General features: G+C 51.8%; 17 protein-coding genes. 6 read left to right on the forward strand and 11 right to left on the reverse strand.

The window, feature by feature from the left end:
* Positions 1-185 precede the first annotated feature (185 nt).
* The 3 genes from zapG (at position 186) to degS (ending at position 3262) form a co-directional block, all read left to right on the forward strand.
* Complete coding sequence (zapG, locus tag ACJHX7_RS06880; RefSeq protein ID WP_001295270.1) at positions 186-584, forward strand: Z-ring associated protein ZapG; 399 nt, start codon at positions 186-188, stop codon at positions 582-584.
* A gap of 153 nt (positions 585-737) precedes the next feature.
* Positions 738-2105 (forward strand): serine endoprotease DegQ, encoded by a 1368-nt coding sequence (degQ, locus tag ACJHX7_RS06885; protein WP_001365000.1) that lies wholly within the window; start codon positions 738-740, stop codon positions 2103-2105.
* Between the two features lie 89 nt (positions 2106-2194).
* Positions 2195-3262: an outer membrane-stress sensor serine endopeptidase DegS gene (gene degS / locus ACJHX7_RS06890; protein ID WP_000497723.1), complete on the forward strand. Its 1068-nt coding sequence runs from the start codon at positions 2195-2197 to the stop codon at positions 3260-3262.
* Positions 3263-3324: 62 nt separating this feature from the next.
* Here the strand turns inward: degS and mdh are convergent, their stop codons facing one another.
* Positions 3325-4263, reverse strand: coding sequence for a malate dehydrogenase (mdh, locus tag ACJHX7_RS06895; RefSeq protein WP_001315036.1), 939 nt, complete (start codon positions 4261-4263; stop codon positions 3325-3327).
* A 434-nt stretch (positions 4264-4697) separates the two neighbouring features.
* Here mdh and argR point away from each other — a divergent pair, with 434 nt between their 5' ends.
* Both argR and yhcN read left to right on the forward strand, forming a co-directional pair.
* On the forward strand, positions 4698-5168 hold the full coding sequence (gene argR / locus ACJHX7_RS06900; RefSeq protein ID WP_001257846.1) for a transcriptional regulator ArgR: 471 nt from the start codon (positions 4698-4700) through the stop codon (positions 5166-5168).
* A gap of 364 nt (positions 5169-5532) precedes the next feature.
* The gene (gene yhcN / locus ACJHX7_RS06905; RefSeq protein WP_000695690.1) at positions 5533-5796 is read left to right on the forward strand and encodes a peroxide/acid stress response protein YhcN; all 264 of its coding nucleotides are present in this window, start codon (positions 5533-5535) and stop codon (positions 5794-5796) included.
* A 55-nt stretch (positions 5797-5851) separates the two neighbouring features.
* Here yhcN and ACJHX7_RS06910 read toward each other — a convergent pair whose 3' ends face one another.
* The 4 genes from ACJHX7_RS06910 to aaeX all read right to left on the reverse strand — a co-directional run bounded on the left by ACJHX7_RS06910 (position 5852) and on the right by aaeX (position 9332).
* Positions 5852-6124, reverse strand: coding sequence for a barstar family protein (locus ACJHX7_RS06910; protein WP_094030176.1), 273 nt, complete (start codon positions 6122-6124; stop codon positions 5852-5854).
* 91 nt (positions 6125-6215) lie between these two features.
* Positions 6216-8183, reverse strand: a complete 1968-nt coding sequence (aaeB, locus tag ACJHX7_RS06915) for a p-hydroxybenzoic acid efflux pump subunit AaeB (RefSeq protein WP_000510964.1) — start codon at positions 8181-8183, stop codon at positions 6216-6218.
* Positions 8184-8188: 5 nt separating this feature from the next.
* Entirely contained in the window at positions 8189-9121 is a 933-nt protein-coding gene (gene aaeA / locus ACJHX7_RS06920; protein ID WP_000854033.1) for a p-hydroxybenzoic acid efflux pump subunit AaeA, read from the reverse strand.
* Positions 9122-9128: 7 nt separating this feature from the next.
* Complete coding sequence (gene aaeX, locus ACJHX7_RS06925) at positions 9129-9332, reverse strand: p-hydroxybenzoic acid efflux pump operon protein AaeX (RefSeq protein ID WP_000051841.1); 204 nt, start codon at positions 9330-9332, stop codon at positions 9129-9131.
* A 182-nt stretch (positions 9333-9514) separates the two neighbouring features.
* On the opposite strand from aaeX, the gene aaeR reads away from it, so the two are divergent.
* Positions 9515-10444, forward strand: coding sequence for an HTH-type transcriptional activator AaeR (aaeR, locus tag ACJHX7_RS06930; protein ID WP_000440317.1), 930 nt, complete (start codon positions 9515-9517; stop codon positions 10442-10444).
* A gap of 127 nt (positions 10445-10571) precedes the next feature.
* On the opposite strand, the gene tldD is transcribed toward aaeR, so the two are convergent.
* The 6 genes from tldD to mreC all read right to left on the reverse strand — a co-directional run bounded on the left by tldD (position 10572) and on the right by mreC (position 19693).
* Positions 10572-12017: a metalloprotease TldD gene (gene tldD, locus ACJHX7_RS06935; RefSeq protein WP_094030178.1), complete on the reverse strand. Its 1446-nt coding sequence runs from the start codon at positions 12015-12017 to the stop codon at positions 10572-10574.
* 155 nt (positions 12018-12172) lie between these two features.
* Positions 12173-15973: an AsmA2 domain-containing protein YhdP gene (gene yhdP, locus ACJHX7_RS06940; protein WP_094030179.1), complete on the reverse strand. Its 3801-nt coding sequence runs from the start codon at positions 15971-15973 to the stop codon at positions 12173-12175.
* A 67-nt stretch (positions 15974-16040) separates the two neighbouring features.
* Positions 16041-17510, reverse strand: coding sequence for a ribonuclease G (rng, locus tag ACJHX7_RS06945; RefSeq protein WP_000123197.1), 1470 nt, complete (start codon positions 17508-17510; stop codon positions 16041-16043).
* Entirely contained in the window at positions 17500-18093 is a 594-nt protein-coding gene (yhdE, locus tag ACJHX7_RS06950; RefSeq protein WP_000203099.1) for a nucleoside triphosphate pyrophosphatase YhdE, read from the reverse strand. The genes rng and yhdE overlap by 11 nt, the downstream gene beginning before the upstream one ends.
* Before the next feature lie 8 nt (positions 18094-18101).
* Positions 18102-18590, reverse strand: coding sequence for a rod shape-determining protein MreD (mreD, locus tag ACJHX7_RS06955; RefSeq protein WP_000179409.1), 489 nt, complete (start codon positions 18588-18590; stop codon positions 18102-18104).
* Positions 18590-19693 carry a rod shape-determining protein MreC gene (gene mreC / locus ACJHX7_RS06960; RefSeq protein WP_000802511.1) on the reverse strand — a complete coding sequence of 368 codons (1104 nt, stop codon included), beginning with the start codon at positions 19691-19693 and terminating at the stop codon, positions 18590-18592. The genes mreD and mreC overlap by 1 nt, the downstream gene beginning before the upstream one ends.
* Between the last annotated feature and the right edge of the window lie 4 nt (positions 19694-19697).

Consider the following 19697-nt stretch of genomic DNA (forward strand, 5'->3'; position numbering starts at 1 on the left):
TGTTATTCCTTGAATAATCGGTGCGCCGTTGTTCACGGTTGACGAAAAAAAGGCCGTTCTACACTACGCGATATGCAGTCGGGATTCCACTTCTGTGGAATTAACGGTTATAGTGGCATAATCAGCCGCAGGCATGGAGCCTGAAGCCAACACCCTACGGAAACAAAAGACAACGGGAGATGTTCATGACCTGGGAATATGCGCTAATTGGGTTAGTCGTCGGCATCATTATTGGTGCTGTGGCCATGCGTTTTGGTAATCGTAAACTACGCCAGCAACAGGCGTTGCAGTACGAACTGGAAAAGAATAAAGCTGAACTGGACGAGTATCGCGAAGAGCTGGTTAGCCACTTTGCCCGCAGCGCGGAATTACTGGATACCATGGCGCACGACTATCGCCAGCTGTATCAGCACATGGCGAAAAGCTCCAGTAGCCTGCTGCCGGAACTGTCTGCGGAAGCAAACCCGTTCCGTAATCGTCTGGCAGAGTCTGAAGCCAGCAACGATCAGGCACCGGTGCAGATGCCTCGCGACTATTCTGAAGGCGCATCCGGCCTGCTGCGTACTGGCGCGAAGCGCGACTAATTTATTTTTCGGGCGCAGCCATTGCGCCCTCCTCTTCTCTCCCTCCCCGACTATCATTTAATCTGGTGTCTCATTGTTAGCCGTCTGAAAATTCAATAACATCAAACTGTTTTGAATCTCTTTTCTTATCATTCAGGTACGAGAGCAGGAATAATGAAAAAACAAACCCAGCTGTTGAGTGCATTAGCGTTAAGTGTCGGGTTAACTCTCTCGGCGTCATTTCAGGCCGTTGCGTCGATTCCAGGCCAAGTTGCCGATCAGGCCCCTCTCCCCAGTCTGGCCCCAATGCTGGAAAAAGTGCTTCCGGCAGTGGTGAGCGTACGGGTGGAAGGAACGGCCAGTCAGGGACAGAAAATCCCGGAAGAATTCAAAAAGTTTTTTGGTGATGATTTACCGGATCAACCTGCACAACCCTTCGAAGGTTTAGGCTCCGGTGTCATCATCAACGCCAGTAAAGGCTATGTGCTGACCAACAACCATGTGATTAATCAGGCACAGAAAATCAGTATTCAGCTCAATGATGGGCGCGAGTTTGATGCAAAACTGATTGGTAGCGATGACCAGAGCGATATCGCCCTGTTGCAAATTCAAAACCCGAGCAAATTAACGCAAATCGCTATTGCCGACTCCGATAAATTGCGCGTCGGTGATTTTGCCGTGGCGGTCGGTAACCCATTTGGCCTTGGGCAAACCGCCACCTCTGGCATTGTTTCCGCATTAGGCCGCAGCGGGTTGAATCTTGAAGGTCTGGAAAACTTTATCCAGACAGATGCTTCCATTAACCGCGGTAACTCCGGCGGAGCACTGTTAAACCTTAACGGTGAGTTAATTGGCATCAACACGGCAATCCTTGCGCCTGGCGGTGGGAGCGTCGGGATTGGATTTGCCATCCCCAGTAATATGGCGCGAACACTGGCGCAGCAGCTTATCGACTTCGGTGAAATCAAACGCGGTCTGTTAGGCATCAAAGGCACCGAGATGAGTGCCGATATCGCCAAAGCCTTCAACCTTGACGTGCAGCGTGGCGCGTTTGTCAGCGAAGTGTTGCCAGGTTCTGGCTCGGCGAAAGCGGGCGTCAAAGCGGGCGATATTATTACCAGCCTCAACGGCAAACCGCTGAATAGCTTTGCTGAGTTGCGCTCTCGTATCGCGACCACCGAGCCGGGCACAAAAGTGAAACTTGGCCTGCTGCGTAACGGCAAACCACTGGAAGTAGAAGTGACGCTCGATACCAGCACCTCTTCGTCGGCCAGCGCTGAAATGATCACGCCAGCGCTGGAAGGTGCAACGTTGAGCGATGGTCAGCTAAAAGATGGCGGCAAAGGTATTAAGATCGATGAGGTTGTCAAAGGAAGCCCAGCTGCTCAGGCAGGCTTGCAAAAAGACGATGTGATCATTGGCGTCAACCGCGATCGGGTGAGCTCGATTGCTGAAATGCGTAAAGTGCTGGCGGCAAAACCGGCCATCATTGCCCTGCAAATTGTACGCGGCAATGAAAGCATCTATCTGCTGATGCGTTAATGTCGTAAACCGGGCATCAGGCTGACGTGTGATGTCCGGTTAACTCGTGGTATGCTGCTGCCGTTCCCTTTTTTAATGACGCCTCCATCATGTTTGTGAAGCTCTTACGTTCCGTTGCGATTGGATTAATTGTCGGCGCTATTCTGCTGGTTGCCATGCCTTCGCTGCGCAGCCTTAACCCGCTTTCCACTCCGCAATTTGACAGTACCGATGAGACGCCTGCCAGCTATAATCTGGCGGTTCGCCGCGCCGCGCCAGCGGTGGTTAACGTTTACAACCGTGGTTTGAACACCAACTCTCACAACCAGCTTGAGATCCGCACCCTGGGATCCGGTGTAATCATGGATCAACGCGGTTATATCATCACCAATAAACACGTCATCAACGACGCCGATCAGATCATCGTCGCCTTACAGGATGGACGTGTATTTGAAGCATTGCTGGTGGGATCTGACTCTCTAACCGATCTGGCGGTACTTAAAATTAATGCCACTGGCGGTTTACCTACCATTCCAATCAACGCACGTCGCGTACCGCACATTGGTGACGTGGTACTGGCGATCGGTAACCCGTACAACCTCGGGCAGACCATTACCCAGGGGATTATTAGTGCCACGGGTCGAATCGGTCTGAACCCGACCGGGCGGCAAAACTTCCTGCAAACCGATGCTTCCATTAACCACGGTAACTCTGGCGGCGCGCTGGTGAACTCGCTGGGCGAACTGATGGGCATTAACACGCTATCGTTTGATAAGAGTAACGATGGCGAAACGCCGGAAGGTATCGGCTTTGCGATTCCTTTCCAGTTAGCAACCAAAATTATGGATAAACTGATCCGCGATGGTCGCGTGATCCGCGGCTACATTGGCATTGGTGGACGTGAGATCGCACCACTGCACGCGCAAGGCGGTGGTATAGATCAACTGCAAGGGATCGTGGTTAATGAAGTGTCACCTGACGGCCCGGCGGCGAATGCGGGTATTCAGGTCAATGATTTGATTATTTCGGTGGATAACAAACCGGCCATCTCTGCTCTGGAGACGATGGATCAGGTGGCGGAAATTCGCCCTGGCTCGGTGATCCCGGTTGTAGTGATGCGTGATGATAAGCAGTTAACGCTGCAGGTCACCATTCAGGAATATCCGGCAACCAATTAAGTCGTGCGCTCAAAACAAAAAACCGGAGTCTGTGCTCCGGTTTTTTATTATCCGCTAATCAATTACTTATTAACGAACTCTTCGCCCAGAGCGATATCTTTCTTCAGCGTATCCAGCATACCTTCCAGCGCGTTCTTTTCAAATGCGCTCAGAGTGCCGATAGATTTACGCTCTTCCACGCCGTTTTTACCCAGCAGCAGCGGTTGAGAGAAGAAACGTGCGTACTGACCGTCACCTTCAACGTAGGCACATTCGACAACGCCTTGTTCACCTTGCAGTGCGCGAACCAGAGACAGGCCAAAACGTGCAGCTGCCTGACCCATAGACAGGGTTGCAGACCCGCCACCGGCTTTCGCTTCAACCACCTCAGTACCCGCGTTCTGGATACGTTTGGTCAGATCAGCCACTTCCTGCTCGGTAAAACTAACGCCAGGAACCTGTGACAGCAGCGGCAGAATGGTAACACCAGAGTGACCGCCAATAACCGGCACTTCAACTTCGCCTGGCTGTTTGCCTTTCAGTTCCGCAACAAAGGTGTTGGAACGAATGATATCCAGCGTGGTAACGCCGAACAGTTTGTTTTTGTCATAAACACCGGCTTTTTTCAGCACTTCAGCAGCAATCGCAACTGTGGTGTTAACCGGGTTAGTGATAATACCAATGCACGCTTTCGGGCAGGTTTTCGCAACTTGCTGTACCAGGTTTTTCACGATGCCGGCGTTAACGTTAAACAGGTCGGAACGATCCATACCCGGTTTACGCGCTACACCTGCAGAGATAAGAACGACATCTGCGCCTTCCAGCGCCGGAGTCGCATCTTCACCAGAAAAACCTTTGATTTTCACAGCAGTAGGGATATGGCTCAGATCGACAGCCACACCGGGAGTCACTGGAGCGATATCATACAGAGAGAGTTCTGAACCTGAAGGCAGTTGGGTTTTTAACAGTAGTGCAAGCGCCTGGCCAATACCGCCAGCAGCGCCGAGGACTGCGACTTTCATCCTAAACTCCTTATTATATTGATAAACTAAGATATGTTGCTCCGCTGCCGCGACCTTAATCCACAAAATTGCCGTTTACAATGACCACATCTCAAGAATGTGTAGTCACGCAAGTTTAGCGTTTATGCATTTAATTGCCGTAATCAGGAACCTAACTTACGTAATTAACAGTCGCTTATGCATTAGCGCAACATTCCAACAGGTGGTGACAATATACCCTACCGTTCAGCCAAAACAACATCAATTTGATAACAATTAATTTACTTTTAAGCAGAATTTGCATGCCGTGACGCAGGCATGTTTCTCAATAACGAAATTTGATAAAATCCCGCTCTTTCATAACATTATTTCAGCCTTCTTCAGGGCTGACTGTTTGCATAAAAATTCATCTGTATGCACAATAATGTTGTATCAACCACCATATCGGGTGACTTATGCGAAGCTCGGCTAAGCAAGAAGAACTAGTTAAAGCATTTAAAGCATTACTTAAAGAAGAGAAATTTAGCTCCCAGGGCGAAATCGTCGCCGCGTTGCAGGAGCAAGGCTTTGACAATATTAATCAGTCTAAAGTCTCGCGGATGTTGACCAAGTTTGGTGCTGTACGTACACGCAATGCCAAAATGGAAATGGTTTACTGCCTGCCAGCTGAACTGGGTGTACCAACTACCTCCAGTCCATTGAAGAATCTGGTGCTGGATATCGACTACAACGATGCAGTTGTCGTGATTCATACCAGCCCTGGCGCGGCGCAGTTAATTGCTCGCCTGCTGGACTCACTGGGCAAAGCAGAAGGTATTCTGGGCACCATCGCTGGCGATGACACCATCTTTACCACCCCTGCTAACGGTTTCACCGTCAAAGACCTGTACGAAGCGATTTTAGAGCTGTTCGACCAGGAGCTTTAATCTCTGCCCCGTCGCTTCTGGCGGCGGGGAAAATGTTGCTTATCCCTCTCAACCCCCTGCTTTCCCCTGCAATTAATTTAACGAATAGTGCGTTTTACTGCGACATATCATTCACACAATGAATACATACGGTAAAAAAAGCACATTATGCAAAATCCATTATCTAATTGAAAAATCTGGTATTTATAATAAATAACCGTGTTTTTAATACTTTTTTGTTATTAAAATTCACATTTTTAACACTTAGTATCAACTGAAACAGTTAGCGTGGTATTAATTAGTTCAATAATTAGTGTATACTTGATTTTGTGATATGGGTCACGAAACAAAGGCCCAGCTAAAAGATTATGTCGAGGTAAAAATCATGAAAATCAAAACCACTGTTGCTGCATTAAGCGTACTTTCTGTTCTCTCTTTCGGTGCATTCGCTGCCGACTCCATTGATGCTGCACAAGCACAAAATCGTGAAGCAATCGGGACCGTATCCGTAAGTGGTGTGGCGTCTTCGCCAATGGATATGCGTGAAATGCTGAACAAAAAAGCAGAAGAGAAAGGCGCAACGGCCTACCAGATTACGGAAGCTCGTAGCGGTGACACCTGGCACGCTACGGCTGAACTGTACAAATAAACCCTCATCGTCTTGTCCGACGATATTGCCCCCGGTTCGGGGGCTTTTTTTTGCGCTAATGACGAACATTAAAACGCAAATGCCCTTCCAGCTCTTCCTCTGCCTCATCAAACAGCAATATTAACGCGCCAAAACGGCGACGCGTTTTCTCTCCCAGATGAACAAATTCAATCTCAAGTGGTAGCGGCAGGACATCGTTCATTAACACATCCCATAGAGAGTCGAGATCGCGTACTTTATCTTTTGCCAGACCAAAGGTTTGGCGGAAGTCGCGGTAAAAATCCTCCTGACTCTCAATCTCATCAAAATCAAAGGTATAAATATTCATCTGTTGCCACCGTCACGTTTCGCGGCGAGTTCTGCCGTTCATTGCTAAGTATAGCCATGAAAAAACCGACGCTTTTGGCGTCGGTTTTGACTTAACTATCGGTCAACGCATGTTGATACTTATGGAGCATACCCGTAAGCCGATGTACTGGTTCCGTCACCTGCGGTGGCGCTTGCCAGATGCGTAGCTTTTCCTGGTAGATTTCCAGTTCTTCCAGCAACTGGCCAAAGTACCGACGACGTTTATCATCGCTACGGGCAGATATCACATGGTCTGCTGTGCGGCGCATTTGTCGGTGAAACGCCGATAAATCCTCGTTAACCGGGATCGGCGCATCACGCAGGCGCTGGTGCGCGATAATCATCGTCAGCGCCAGGCGAAATTTCGGCAAATCCCCTGGGAACTTATTCATCAGCAAAAACAGCTGCTGATAAAGTGCCGGGAGGTGGTTCTCTTTACGACGTGCCACATTGGTAGTCATCGCGGAAACAGCAGCAGAAACAAACTGATTAAGCAGTACACGTCCAGTCCTGTCGCGCGATTTATCCCGCACCAGCAAAATAACGGTGAACGCGAGCACACAGCCGACGATTTGCCCTAATGCGCTGTCGAGAAACTGACTGAAATGGAAAGTCATCGGGTTATCCAGCACGATAATATTTATGGTGCTGGCCAGCGCCCCCATCGAGCCCAGTCGCCGTTTCTGTACTTCTATACCGAGGAAAAATCCCAGCACTGCCAGGCTAATACACAGCAATAACATGCTTTGTTGGGTATTAGGGATAATCACCAAAAAGTAGAGCAGCCCTAACGGCAGCGCCGCCAGCGTCCCATAGATAAAGTCGATCGCCACCATGCGTGGATTCGGCAAACGCATTGCCAGTGACGTCACTACCGCAATCATCACCATTGCACCACTGCCTGAAGTCCAGCCCGTCCACAGCCAGAAAAGCGTCCCCAGAATGCAGGAAAGTGTGGTTCGCCAGAAGTTAACCATCGCATGATGACGTTCGGCTGACTCTACTTTGACTTCCGGTTCGCCTTGCAGGATCTCTTCTTCGGTGGCGTTGATTTTTGTGTTACTGATAACGCCGCGCTTGAGAAGCTGATAACGCGTTGCCGCCGCGACCCAGCTATAAATGGTGACAGGCGTTTCCCGTTCCCCGGTCCAGGCGATAACTCTCCGCAGGCGTTTGAGCTGCTTGTGGACGTCCTGCGCGGTTTCTACCGGCGTGTCAAAAAATTCGCGGAAAGTATCAGTGATCAATTCCGGGCGCGTATTCTGAATAAGATAAGTTTCGCAGGATTGTGTAATCAGCGTCAGCGATAGCGTATTGATCGCTTTTAAACGTCGATTGGCCCGCGCCCAGCGGGAAGATTCCATATTCAGGTTGCTGCGCATACCTTGTAACGCCGTAGTACGTCGCACCAGATCGCCCCAGGCTTTATCGACAACTTCACCATCGCCATGCTTGATACAGAGTTGCATTAATTGATATTGCGCAACCAGCAAACTTTCCAGCTCTCGATCCACTTCTTGTTTGATCGATCGCGGAGAAAAGAGCAAATCCGCCATAATTGCACACACAATACCGATAACGATCTCGCTACAACGTTCGACGGCAAACTGCGGCGTAAGCAATGGTTCCGGCTGAATAGTGATCACAATGATCAGCGCGGTATAACCGGCCAGCCCCCACGCATACGAGTTTTCTATTCGTACCAGCGAGGATATCCAGGTACAAAAACCGGCCCAGATACAGCACACCAGAATCATCAATAATGGTGCGCGGATCATCGCAATGATGATCACCAGTCCAGCAATACAGCCAATAAATGTGCCGATGATGCGCAAAAAGCCACGATAGCGAATAGCGCCAGAATACGGTTCACCTCCCGCAGCAAAGGCCGGACCGGCGGCAACAATCGCCGCTGTCAGTACCGCCCAGCGTGGCGTTTCCAGCTGGAAGTGAAAGCCAACAAACAGCGCCAGTACAATGGCGGTCGCCAGTTTTACCGCAAAGCGAATATGTTGGTTAGCAATGGAGAAAATACCCATCGTGATTAACCAAACTCACGCAGGCGATGGGCCATTTTACGGAAGAACGAATCCTGGCTTTCGTCGCGATCTTGTTTGCCAGTGACCACCACTGTAGCAGTGGTGCCCGCAGGCCAGATGTTCTCTTGCTGGTTGTCGAGACGAATACGAACCGGAACACGTTGCGCCAAACGCACCCATTCAAGGTTAGAGTCGATGGTCGCCATCCCTTTGTCGTCACGCGTGCTGCTGGCGTTGGTGACCCCAGCGGCAACACTATCAACAGTCCCTTTCAGCACTTTGTTACTGCCAAGCGGCGTGATCTCCGCACGATACCCAGGGCGCACCCCTTCCAGCTTAGTTTCTTCCATATAGGCCAGTACATAGAAGGAGTTCTGTTTGACCAGCGCAACCGCCGTTGATCCACGGGTAATAAACTCACCGGTATAGACGTTGAGGTTGGTCACCCAGCCATCTGCTGGCGCGCGGATGACTGTACGTTCAAGATCCAGTTTTGCCAGATCGCGGGTCGCCTGCGCTTTCGCTAACTGATGCAGAACTGTTTGTAGTACGTTGTTGGCCTGGTCGATCTCTTCGCGAGACATCGCCTGCACACCGAGACGGTTACGACGTCCGGCCTCCTGGCGTTTCTCCTGTGCCAGTACCTGATAATAAGCAACATCGGCTTGCGCTTCCTCAAGCGCCTTTTGATAGCGCGGCTGGTCGATGGTGAACAGTACCTGTCCTTTTTTCACCAGCTGGTTATCATGAACATTCACCTGGGTGATAAGTCCAGAAACGTCCGGCGCGATCGCAACGACGTCAGCGCTAAAGCGCGCGTCACGCGTCCAGGGGGATTCGGTGTAATAGACCCAGGCATTAAAAATTGCGATGAAGGCCAGAATGACTAATACGACCGTGATGGCCGTACGGGAGAATTTTCTTATTAGTGTTTTCACTTCAACCTCAAACGAACAGTCGCGATATCAAATAAAACAAGCAGCAATAGAGCGCGGTGTTGAACAACGCCGGATGCCAGACAAAGTCGTAGATACCTGTTGGCACAAGTACCCGGCGCACCAGCCAGAAAATCGCCAGTGATAAAAGCAATTCGAAAAATATCGGTGGGAAGGACAGCCCAAACACCACGATAACGGGAAACAGACTCATGTTGACCTTGGTTGTATAGAGAGAGCAGGCGTTATTATTTTCAGCATCTGTCGCCGCAGAGAAGGGCATGGAAAGCCGGGCGAGAGCAACATTGCTGTAGATTGATATTTAATATATTAGCGTAACTGTTATGCTGTTATCTATATTATGTGATCTAAATCACTTTTAAGTCAGAGTGAATAATGGAACGACTAAAACGCATGTCGGTGTTTGCCAAAGTAGTTGAATTTGGCTCTTTTACCGCCGCCGCCAGACAGCTACAGATGAGCGTTTCGTCCATCAGTCAGACGGTGTCAAAACTGGAAGATGAGTTGCAGGTAAAGCTGTTAAACCGTAGCACACGCAGCATTGGCCTGACCGAAGCCGGTAGAATTTACTACCAGGGCTGCCGTCGGATGCTCCATGAAGTGCAGGATGTTCATGAGCAACTGTATGCCTTCAATAACACCCCCATCGGGACGCTGCGCATTGGCTGTTCTTCAACTATGGCACAAAATGTTCTCGCCGGGCTGACAGCAAAAATGCTGAAAGAATACCCAGGTTTGAGCGTCAATCTGGTTACCGGAATTCCTGCCCCCGACCTGATTGCCGATGGTCTGGATGTGGTGATCCGCGTCGGCGCGTTGCAGGATTCCAGCCTGTTTTCCCGCCGTCTGGGCGCGATGCCGATGGTGGTGTGCGCCGCGAAAAGCTATCTCACACAATACGGCATACCGGAAAAACCCGCCGATTTGAGTAGTCATTCATGGCTTGAATACAGCGTGCGGCCCGACAATGAATTTGAACTGATCGCACCGGAAGGGATCTCGACTCGCCTGATCCCACAAGGAAGATTTGTGACTAATGATCCGATGACGCTGGTGCGCTGGCTGACGGCGGGTGCCGGGATCGCCTACGTGCCGCTGATGTGGGTGATCAACGAGATCAATCGTGGGGAGCTGGAGATCCTGCTGCCGCGTTATCAGTCAGATCCACGCCCGGTTTATGCGTTATATACCGAAAAAGATAAGCTGCCGCTGAAGGTACAAGTCGTGATCAACTCGCTAACGGATTATTTTGTTGAGGTCGGTAAATTGTTTCAGGAGATGCACGGGCGCGGGAAAGAGAAGTAATTAATATTGTACTGTTACGTAGTACAAACCTGTGCCAACGGGTTCCCCTCACCCTAACCCCAGAGGGGCGAGGGGACCGTTCGTACACGGAGAAGGATTAATTATCTTTCTGAAAATACTGAAATTATTACGCAGTACCGCCAACAGTCAGGTTATCAACTTTCAGCGTTGGCTGGCCCACGCCAACCGGCAAACTTTGCCCTTCTTTACCGCAGACACCCACGCCGTTATCCAGTTTCAGGTCGTTGCCAACCATCGAAATCTGCTGCATGGTTTCGATACCGGAACCAATCAACGTTGCGCCTTTCACCGGCTTCGTTACTTTACCGTTTTCAATCAGATACGCTTCTGAGGTGGAGAAAACGAATTTGCCGGAGGTGATATCCACCTGACCGCCACCAAAGTTCGGTGCATAGATACCGTACTCAACGGATTCAATAATTTCCCGCGGGGTCGATTTACCCGGCAGCATATAGGTATTGGTCATACGCGGCATGGGCAGATGAGCGTAGGATTCACGGCGACCGTTGCCAGTCGGCGTCATCCCCATCAAACGCGCGTTGAGTTTATCCTGCATGTAGCCTTTCAGAATGCCGTTCTCAATCAGCACGTTGTACTGGCCTGGCGTACCTTCGTCATCAATCGCCACCGAACCACGGCGATCGACCATCGTGCCGTCATCAACCACGGTACACAGTTCTGAAGCCACCAACTCCCCGACCTGTCCACTAAATACTGAAGTGCCACGGCGGTTGAAGTCGCCTTCCAGACCGTGACCCACCGCTTCATGCAACAGCACGCCCGGCCAACCTGCGCCAAGTACTACCGGCATGGTGCCCGCTGGTGCAGCAACGGCAGAAAGATTGACCAGCGCCATACGCACTGCTTCTTTTGCCCACGCATCCGCACGGACTTCGCCGTCGAGATCGGCAAGGAAGAACTCATAACCAAAACGACCGCCGCCGCCACTGGCACCGCGTTCGCGTTTGCCATCTTCTTCGACCAGAACGCTCACGGAAAGACGCACCAGCGGACGGACATCCGCCGCTAGCGTGCCGTCGGTGGCCGCAACCAGAATTAATTCATAGACACCACTGAGGCTGGCAGTCACTTCCTGTACGCGCTTGTCCGCTTCGCGGGCAACCTTATCGACGCGACGCAGGATATCCAGCTTATCTTCACGGCTCATGCTTTGCAGCGGATCTACCGAGGTATATAACGGGCTATGCTCTACCGCGCCCAGCGTCTGTACTTTGCCATCACCACTATCACGGACGATGGTGCGCGCCGCTTGTGCACTCTGTTCCAGCGCCAGCAGGCTGATTTGGTCAGCGTAAGCAAATCCGGTTTTTTCACCACTGATTGCACGCACGCCAACGCCCTGATCGATGTTGTAAGAACCATCTTTAATAATACGGTCTTCTAAAACCCAGGATTCGTGATAGCTCGACTGAAAATAGAGATCGCCATAATCAAGGCGACGTTCGGCCAGTTGACCGAGGATCGCGAACAAGTCCTGATGTTTCAGGCCGTTCGCCGCTAGCAATTGTTCACTTACCAGGTTCAGACTCATCGTTTTTGCTACTCGTTAGTTACTGCAGTAGAGGATTTTTTACGGCTGCCGGATGCGGCGTGAACGCCCTGTCCGGCCTACGGTTATGTTCTGGCTCGTTGGCCTTTGGCAACGATTATCCTATGAGATTGGGGCAATTACGCGCCCTCGTCAAATCATTGCGCTTTTTCTTTACGCGGTTGTCGCAACACTTCGTTGATTTGCGGATCGTCCAGCGGACCCGAAATGTGATAGCGCAAAATGGAGACTTTGCTCCACAGCGGTCCCAGCACTTTACTGGCGGCAAACACTGCCGCGCCAACAATGGGGTTAACCGCAAAAGCCGCAGCCACGCCCACCGTCGCAGAAATCTCTGGTGCGACAACCGCTTCCATATTCAGGTCGCGACGCACCAGATTTACCGACCCTTTCATGGCAATGTCCGCTTCCAGGCCATCCACCAGCGTGTCGTCGGTGTGCATAACGCCGTCTTTAATCCACGCGGTGCTGCGAATGGAGTCAAAATAGAACCCTTCACCAAAGGTGTCTCTGAAATCAAAACGCAGCTTACGCATCAGGGCATCAACGCTCAATAAGCGCAGCAATTGCCCGGCATGTCCGGTATTGATTTCGGTAATTTCGCCTTTACCCAGTTGAGTATGAATGATGCCATTCAACGTCGCCTCATCTGGTTGCCAGGGTGCTTTGCGCCAGTGTAAATCGTAATCCACATTAAATGACGACTGGCGTATGGGCGTCGTGACACCAAAAAATTCTGCGGCTGCATCAATTTTCTGCCCACGCAGTTTTCCTTTCAGCGAGGTGCGTTCATTTCCCGGATTGTTAACCCATTCACCATCGGCAGTGAGCCGCGAAAAACCAGTATCAATCAGTCCATTAGTCAGCGTTAATGTATTGCCAGAAATGGTGATATCACTGTCAATGCGCCCGAATTTTTGCCCCCAGAACCAGCACTCTGCGCATCGTATTTGTGCGTCCGGCCAGCCACGGAAGTTAATGCGCTCCGTTGTCGGGAAAGGTGATGACGGCGTTGAATCACCACGAGTTTTCGCCACGCTCGGGTTGTAATAAAGATATTTGATATTCGCCAGCCACGGCGCGTTATTACGCATCGCCAGCGTGGCGTTGATTTCACGCCCTTGCGCCTCAACCTGGGTGCCATTTGCCGTCGGTTGCGAAACAATACTCAGGTTATTCCATTGCTGATTTCCCAGCGACAACATAGGCGTACGTAACGTTATGTGTTGTGGGAAACTCGCTGCACCACCGACACTCTCCGCCGCGCCTTTCTGGAACAGGGCCAGCCACTCGGCACCATTCATCGGCGGCATATTGAGTTCAACGCCACTTTGTTCCGGCAACGGCGGGAGCGTTTTACTGTCTGCCGCCCAAATAGCACGGTCGAGCGTCAGCTTTTGACCAAGCAACCAGCGGCTATTGAAATGGTTATCCGCACCAGCCTGTCCGGTTAACTCAAAGCTGTTGAGATTGCCATCAACCTTAACGTTTACCGGTAGTGGTTCACCCGCAGGTTTGGCTAACGGTGAAGGTAAGTGACTGCTCACATTCTTCAAATCGCCGTTCAGCTCTACGTTATAGGTCGCGCCAGCATGATAAGGCAGCTCAATGCCCACTTTACCATCCCACGCCACGCTGCCACTTAATGCTTCGTTCACCGCTTCAGGCAAAACGCCGGTTTTCGCTGGTTGCCAGTTACCGTTGAGATTCACCGCAACCTGGTAGGCTTTTGCCCCTTCTTTGGTGGAAAAATCCACGTTCAACGGCTGATTAAACCAGCTTGCTGTCAGTGGTTCACTTTGCAGATCGCCATTGATAAAGCTGAATTTACCGCTCAAATTTTTCAGGGTGCTGTCGAGTGGTTTGATAAACAGACTGTTATTACGCAGCGTCACTTCACCTTTCGCGGTTACCAACTCGCCGTTCAGCGGGATATCAAGATGTAAGCGAGCATTCACATCGCCGTCGAGCTGGAGTTCTTGCAGGGTCGCCCCCAGAGAATCTTTCAGCGGTGTCTCATCAAAGTAAGGGCCGACGGCTTTACCCGGGCCTTTAATGTCAGCGTCAATCAGCAGTTTTTCTTTTGAGTAGTCAGGGATCACTGCGGTGAGATTACTCGCGCGCACGCCGCCCAGATTAACGCCATCGGTTTTCATCCATAAACCGTCGTTAATAAAGTCCAGTTCAATATCAAGGTTAGTTAATGCAGGCCAGTCCGGCTGGAAGGCAAACTTCGCGTTACGCAGCGGCACCAGCACTTCAAACTGACCTTCGTTGTGTTTATAGGGGAAGAGTTGCGGATTGCCACCATAAACCAGCGTCGCGTTATCCGCTTCACCGCCCTGAATCGCGCCACTTAAGTAATCAACCAGGTCTTTACCCATCAAGTTTTCCGGGAAATAGCGCCAGGCTTGTGAACCATCGTCGGTACTGATGCCAGCCAGAATCCCCAGCCAGGGTTCATCGTTAGCAGGTTGCAGGTAACGAAAACCGCCGCGCGCATGGACGGCTTTGGCTTTAACGTCAATATTACGTCCATCCAGCTGGAAACCTTTGTCATTGTTCAGCCAGCTTATCGTTGCCTGGCCGTCGGCGATTTCCAGTGGCGCGCGGAATACCGTTTCGTAAGGCATCTTTGCCTGCTTCATCGACGCAGTAAGCAAACCATTTTCTACGCTGCCGGAAAGCGTCCCGGAGAAGTGTTCCGCACCCGGTAATAATTTCCATTGCTTCCAGGCCAGATCGCTCCACGATGCCTGAAAACGGGTCTTGTCTGCCGCCTGAAGCGGGATATCCAGCGCCAGAGTGTTAATCTTGCCGCTCGGTTGTGTGGAGCGCCAAACATCACCCAGTGCAGGTGAAAGTTTCGCGGCCAACGGGCGTACGCCCTCCAGGCCTGCCAGCTCCAGATTACTGGCGCGAATCCGGAGTTCGTCACTGCGTTTATTGTCTTTGCCTCCAACGTCCTGTTCCGGTATCCAGGCCAGCGTCAATGCTCCGCTCGGCCAGGGTTTGCCGTCCATCGTGATCCGTGTGTCGGGAATAGAGAACTGCCAGCCCGGATTTTCACGCGTAATATGCGCGGTCAGATTATCCACCGACAGCGTATGCGTTTGCTTCTCGCCCAACCAGCTGGCACCGCCCTGTTTCAGCCAGACGTCACCGCCGGTTACATCGCCTTTGTCGATCGTCATCCAGCCTTCAAGGGAGAACTGTGCCGTTTCCAGCGCAATATTGTCCTGCATCCATTTACCGAGCCACGGCTTCAGGTCGATGTCATCCGCCTGGAGCCAGACGCGACCATTGCTTAACAACCCCTCATCATCGCGCAAATCCATGCGCACCTGCATCACGCCGTGCTGTCCGGTAAGGCTGGAGAGGCTTACCAGGCCTTCCGCACGGTGTCGACGTGGATCGTTCAGCCAGGTGAGTTGTGGGATCGCCAGCTCGGCGCGCTGACCGGATGGCGTCAGGAAACTGACTTCACTGTCGCGGAGATCGAAATGGTCGAATTGACGAAGAAACAGATCGCTGATGTGACTGGCTTCCAGGCTATCATTACCACCACCGCTGGTGATAGGAGTGTTGGTGCGAAAGCGCAGCTGCCAGAAAGTGAGATCACGAAACTGCCAGCGCATATGTAACAGGCTTTGCCAGACATCCAGCGCCAGAGTAACGCGTTTAACCGAAAATTCGCCGCCATCTTTTAGTTCTGCACGGATGTCGTGCGCTTCAAGCGTCGGACCAAAATTCTGCCAGCTGGCTGAGAGCTGACTGGCTTCTACCGGCATGCCAGTCGCGGATTCTATTTTGTTGAGGATTTCCGGACGCCAGGCGTCAAGATGCGGTAAAGCAATACGCAGGCCGCTAACCAGCAGGGCAGCGATCACAACGAGCGCAGCTCCAGTAAGCAGTAAAATCCCCGGCAATCGCCTCACCCGTCACTCCTTGTCTGCTAAAAATGTGACTCAAAAACCCTTTGCCGGATGGCGGCCCAGCATCTGTTTACATCATTACGACGTCAAACTGCTCCTGGTTATAGAGCGGTTCAATTTGTACTTTAACCTGTTTGCCAACGAAAATTTCCACTTCCGCCAGCGAGTGTGACTCTTCACCTTTCAAGGCTTCGGCTACTGCCGGAGAAGCATAGACCAGGAAACGGTCGGAGTCGTAAGCATGGTGGACACGAACAATCTCGCGCATGATTTCATAGCATACCGTTTCCACGGTTTTCACCGTTCCGCGACCGTGGCAGGTTGGGCATTCGTTACACAGTACGTGCTCAATGCTTTCGCGGGTGCGTTTACGCGTCATCTCCACCAGCCCCAGCGCCGAAAAACCATTAACGCTGGTTTTCACCCGGTCTTTGCTCAACGCCTGCTCCAGCGAATGCAACACGCGGCGACGGTGATCTTCATTATTCATGTCGATGAAATCAATAATGATAATCCCGCCCAGATTGCGCAACCGTAACTGGCGAGCGATAGCCTGCGTCGCTTCAATATTGGTATTGAAAATGGTGTCGTCCAGATTGCGATGACCGACAAACGCTCCGGTATTGATGTCCACAGTGGTCATCGCTTCGGTCTGGTCGATAATCAGATAGCCACCGGATTTCAGTTCTACTTTGCGTTCCAGCGCCCGCTGGATTTCGTTTTCGACATCAAAGAGATCGAAAATCGGCTGGCGTCCGGTGTAATGCTCCAGCTTGCTGGTCATCTCGGGAATGTACTCCGAGGTAAACTCCAGCAATGCTTCGTAAGTCAGGCGTGAGTCAACGCGAATGCGGTCGAGTTCGGCGTCGGCGAAATCACGCAGAACACGCTGCGCCAGCGCCAGTTCGCCGTACAGCTGATAACGGGTCTGTGGGCGCTTTTTACGCTCCATAACTTTGGTCCAGACGCGTTTCAGATAAGCGGCATCGGAGGCCAGTTCAGCCTCGCCAACCCCTTCCGCTGCAGTACGGATGATAAACCCGCCCTGCTCGTCGCAATACTCTGCGACCACTTTTTTCAGGCGTTCACGTTCTGATTCGCTTTCAATACGTTGGGATACCCCAACGTGAGAAGCCCCTGGCATAAACACCAGATAGCGAGAAGGCAGCGTGATATCGGTGGTCAGGCGCGCACCCTTAGTGCCAAGCGGATCTTTCACCACCTGCACCATCAGATCTTGCCCCTGACGGACCAGCTCCGAGATGTCGCGCACCGTGAATTGCTTTTGTTCTTCACCCGCCACACATTCGGTGTGCGGCATGATGTCGGATGCATGAAGAAACGCGGCTTTATCCAGCCCAATATCTACAAAAGCCGCCTGCATACCCGGAAGTACACGACTTACACGACCCTTGTAGATATTGCCTACTATTCCGCGTCGCGCCTCACGTTCAATATGAATTTCCTGCAGAATACCGCCATCAATATACGCCACTCGCGTTTCCGAAGGCGTTACATTTACTAACAATTCAGCCGTCATGTTTATCCCTTTTCTCACGCAGTGCGTTAAAATTACTTAATAATTCATACGTTTCAACCAGCGGTAAGCCGACAACGGCGTGATAGCTGCCATTTATCTTCCTGACAAAACAGCCACCCAGCCCCTGAATACCGTATGCACCTGCTTTATCTAACGGTTCACCGCTGGCGACATAGCCCGCGATGTCTTCGTCTGTTAACGTTCTGAAAGTCACATCGGTGACCACCAGGCAATCGAGAATGTGCTGGCTGTCGGCCAACGCCACTGCCGTCATTACCTGATGGGTCTGACCCGATAATTTGCGCAACATCTGCACCGCATGCTCTGCGTCGCGCGGTTTCTCCAGCACTTCTCCATTCAGGATAACGATAGTATCCGCACCCAGCACCGGGAGATCCTGCGCCGTTTGCGCGACACCCGCCTGTGCTTTCTCGCGCGCCAGACGCACAACATACTGCTGCGCGCTCTCCTGCGGCTGACGCTGCTCCTCAATGCCCGTAACAATACGTTCAAAGGTTACGCCAAGTTGCGCAAGTAACTCCTGACGACGCGGAGAACCGGAAGCTAAATACAGAGAAGTCATAGAAACCTTTATTGCACTGCAAACTGCTGACGGACTTTACGCATCAGCAAGAAAATCCACGGCCAGAGCACCCCATTGACTACACTACTCCAGAACACTTCCGGTCTGAAAGAGACGTTAATCACTAAAAACTCTGCCCAGAAAACAATAATATCCACCACCAGCGAAAGCAACATGACGACCAGCGCCTGCTGCCATAATGCGAGGTTGCGGAAAAGCTGGTATTTCAGCGCCACCAGGTAAGCAATGATGCTCATCGCCAATACGCGTACGCCAAGCGTCGAGCCGCTGATCAGATCCAGTATGGCACCCATCACAAAACCTGTGCCCACATTTACGCGATGGGGCAAGGCCAGGATCCAATACAACAAGATGAGTAACACCCAGTTTGGCCGGAAAACTATCAGGTTGTCCGGCCAGGGCATGATTTGCAGCAAAAGCGCAATAAGGAAAGAGAGCCAGATTACCCAGCGTCCCTGGCTACGATAGCTCGCCACTATTGCCCTCCCGGCGCACGCGCAGGCGGTTGAGCACCACTTTGCGGCGGCGTAGCCCTTTGTGGAGAGCGATTAGCAGCAGGCTGTGTCGGCGCAGCAGGCGCAGTAGCTGCATTTCCTGTCGCCGGTTGCTGCGGAGTCGGCTGAGCGATCCCCGTTGCCGGTTCGGGTAACTTTGGCCCCATCGCGTCTGGCGAAGGCAATACCTGCGGCATCATCTGCATCAGACGTTCATTAGCAACACGATGCACCTCTTCCGGCGTCATCGGGTTAGCGCCGTTACGATCCGCGCCCCACAGCAGCAGCAGATAACGCAAACGTTGCAGTCCCGCAGTCGGACGCGCCTGAATCACAGTATAAGCGCGCTGGGTATCGAGTTTTACGGAAGAGACAACCGCGACCGGATAGCCTTCCGGGAAACGACCGCCCAGACCGGAAGTCACCAGCACATCACCAACACGAATATCCGTATTCGCTGGCAAATGCTCAAGCTGCAAATCATCCGTACAACCGTTACCGGCTGCAATCACGCGGATATCGTTGCGCAGCACCTGGATTGGCAGCGCGTGGGTCGCATCACAAATCAGCAGCACGCGACTGGTCAGTTTAGCGACGGCCACCACCTGACCAACAACACCTTTGTCGCTGATGACCGGCTGGCCTTCATAAACGCCATTAACGCTACCTTTATCGATAACAACTTGATCGCTATAAGGATCGTTAACCGTGGAGATAACCTGAGTCACCATTTTCTGCTCATCCTGACGCAGCGGGGAACCCAGCAGCTCGCGCAGACGCGCGTTCTCCTGTTTGTATTGTCCAAGCATCAGCAGTTCACTGTTTTTCAGCAACAGTTCCTGACGTAACGCCCGGTTTTCAAGTTCTAGTTGGTCACGCGAGGCCAGCGTCTGCGATACGCCATCCAGCAATTCACGAGGAGCATTGGAAACAAAGTAGAAAGGACTGACGGCGGTATCCATATAAGTACGGATTTGACTGAACGTCCCCAGGCGGCTGTCGGCAATAATAATGCCGAGCGCCACCAGCACCGCCAGAATAAGGCGAATCTGTAGCGACGGGCCACGGCTAAAAATTGGCTTCATAAGT

Origin of the sequence: Escherichia sp. WS1451 (genome assembly GCF_046487365.1) — a bacterium.
GTDB lineage: Bacteria > Pseudomonadota > Gammaproteobacteria > Enterobacterales > Enterobacteriaceae > Escherichia > Escherichia coli.

Excerpts from the sequence above, each read along its gene's own strand:
- degS (WP_000497723.1), top strand. The coding sequence starts at position 2,195 with ATGTTTGTGAAGCTCTTACGTTCCGTTGCGATTGGATTAATTGTCGGC.
- tldD (WP_094030178.1), bottom strand. The coding sequence starts at position 12,017 with ATGAGTCTGAACCTGGTAAGTGAACAATTGCTAGCGGCGAACGGCCTG.
- degQ (WP_001365000.1), top strand. The coding sequence starts at position 738 with ATGAAAAAACAAACCCAGCTGTTGAGTGCATTAGCGTTAAGTGTCGGG.
- mdh (WP_001315036.1), bottom strand. The coding sequence starts at position 4,263 with ATGAAAGTCGCAGTCCTCGGCGCTGCTGGCGGTATTGGCCAGGCGCTT.
- zapG (WP_001295270.1), top strand. The coding sequence starts at position 186 with ATGACCTGGGAATATGCGCTAATTGGGTTAGTCGTCGGCATCATTATT.
- aaeX (WP_000051841.1), bottom strand. The coding sequence starts at position 9,332 with ATGAGTCTGTTTCCCGTTATCGTGGTGTTTGGGCTGTCCTTCCCACCG.
- yhdE (WP_000203099.1), bottom strand. The coding sequence starts at position 18,093 with ATGACTTCTCTGTATTTAGCTTCCGGTTCTCCGCGTCGTCAGGAGTTA.
- ACJHX7_RS06910 (WP_094030176.1), bottom strand. The coding sequence starts at position 6,124 with ATGAATATTTATACCTTTGATTTTGATGAGATTGAGAGTCAGGAGGAT.
- aaeB (WP_000510964.1), bottom strand. The coding sequence starts at position 8,183 with ATGGGTATTTTCTCCATTGCTAACCAACATATTCGCTTTGCGGTAAAA.
- rng (WP_000123197.1), bottom strand. The coding sequence starts at position 17,510 with ATGACGGCTGAATTGTTAGTAAATGTAACGCCTTCGGAAACGCGAGTG.
- aaeR (WP_000440317.1), top strand. The coding sequence starts at position 9,515 with ATGGAACGACTAAAACGCATGTCGGTGTTTGCCAAAGTAGTTGAATTT.
- mreC (WP_000802511.1), bottom strand. The coding sequence starts at position 19,693 with ATGAAGCCAATTTTTAGCCGTGGCCCGTCGCTACAGATTCGCCTTATT.
- yhcN (WP_000695690.1), top strand. The coding sequence starts at position 5,533 with ATGAAAATCAAAACCACTGTTGCTGCATTAAGCGTACTTTCTGTTCTC.
- argR (WP_001257846.1), top strand. The coding sequence starts at position 4,698 with ATGCGAAGCTCGGCTAAGCAAGAAGAACTAGTTAAAGCATTTAAAGCA.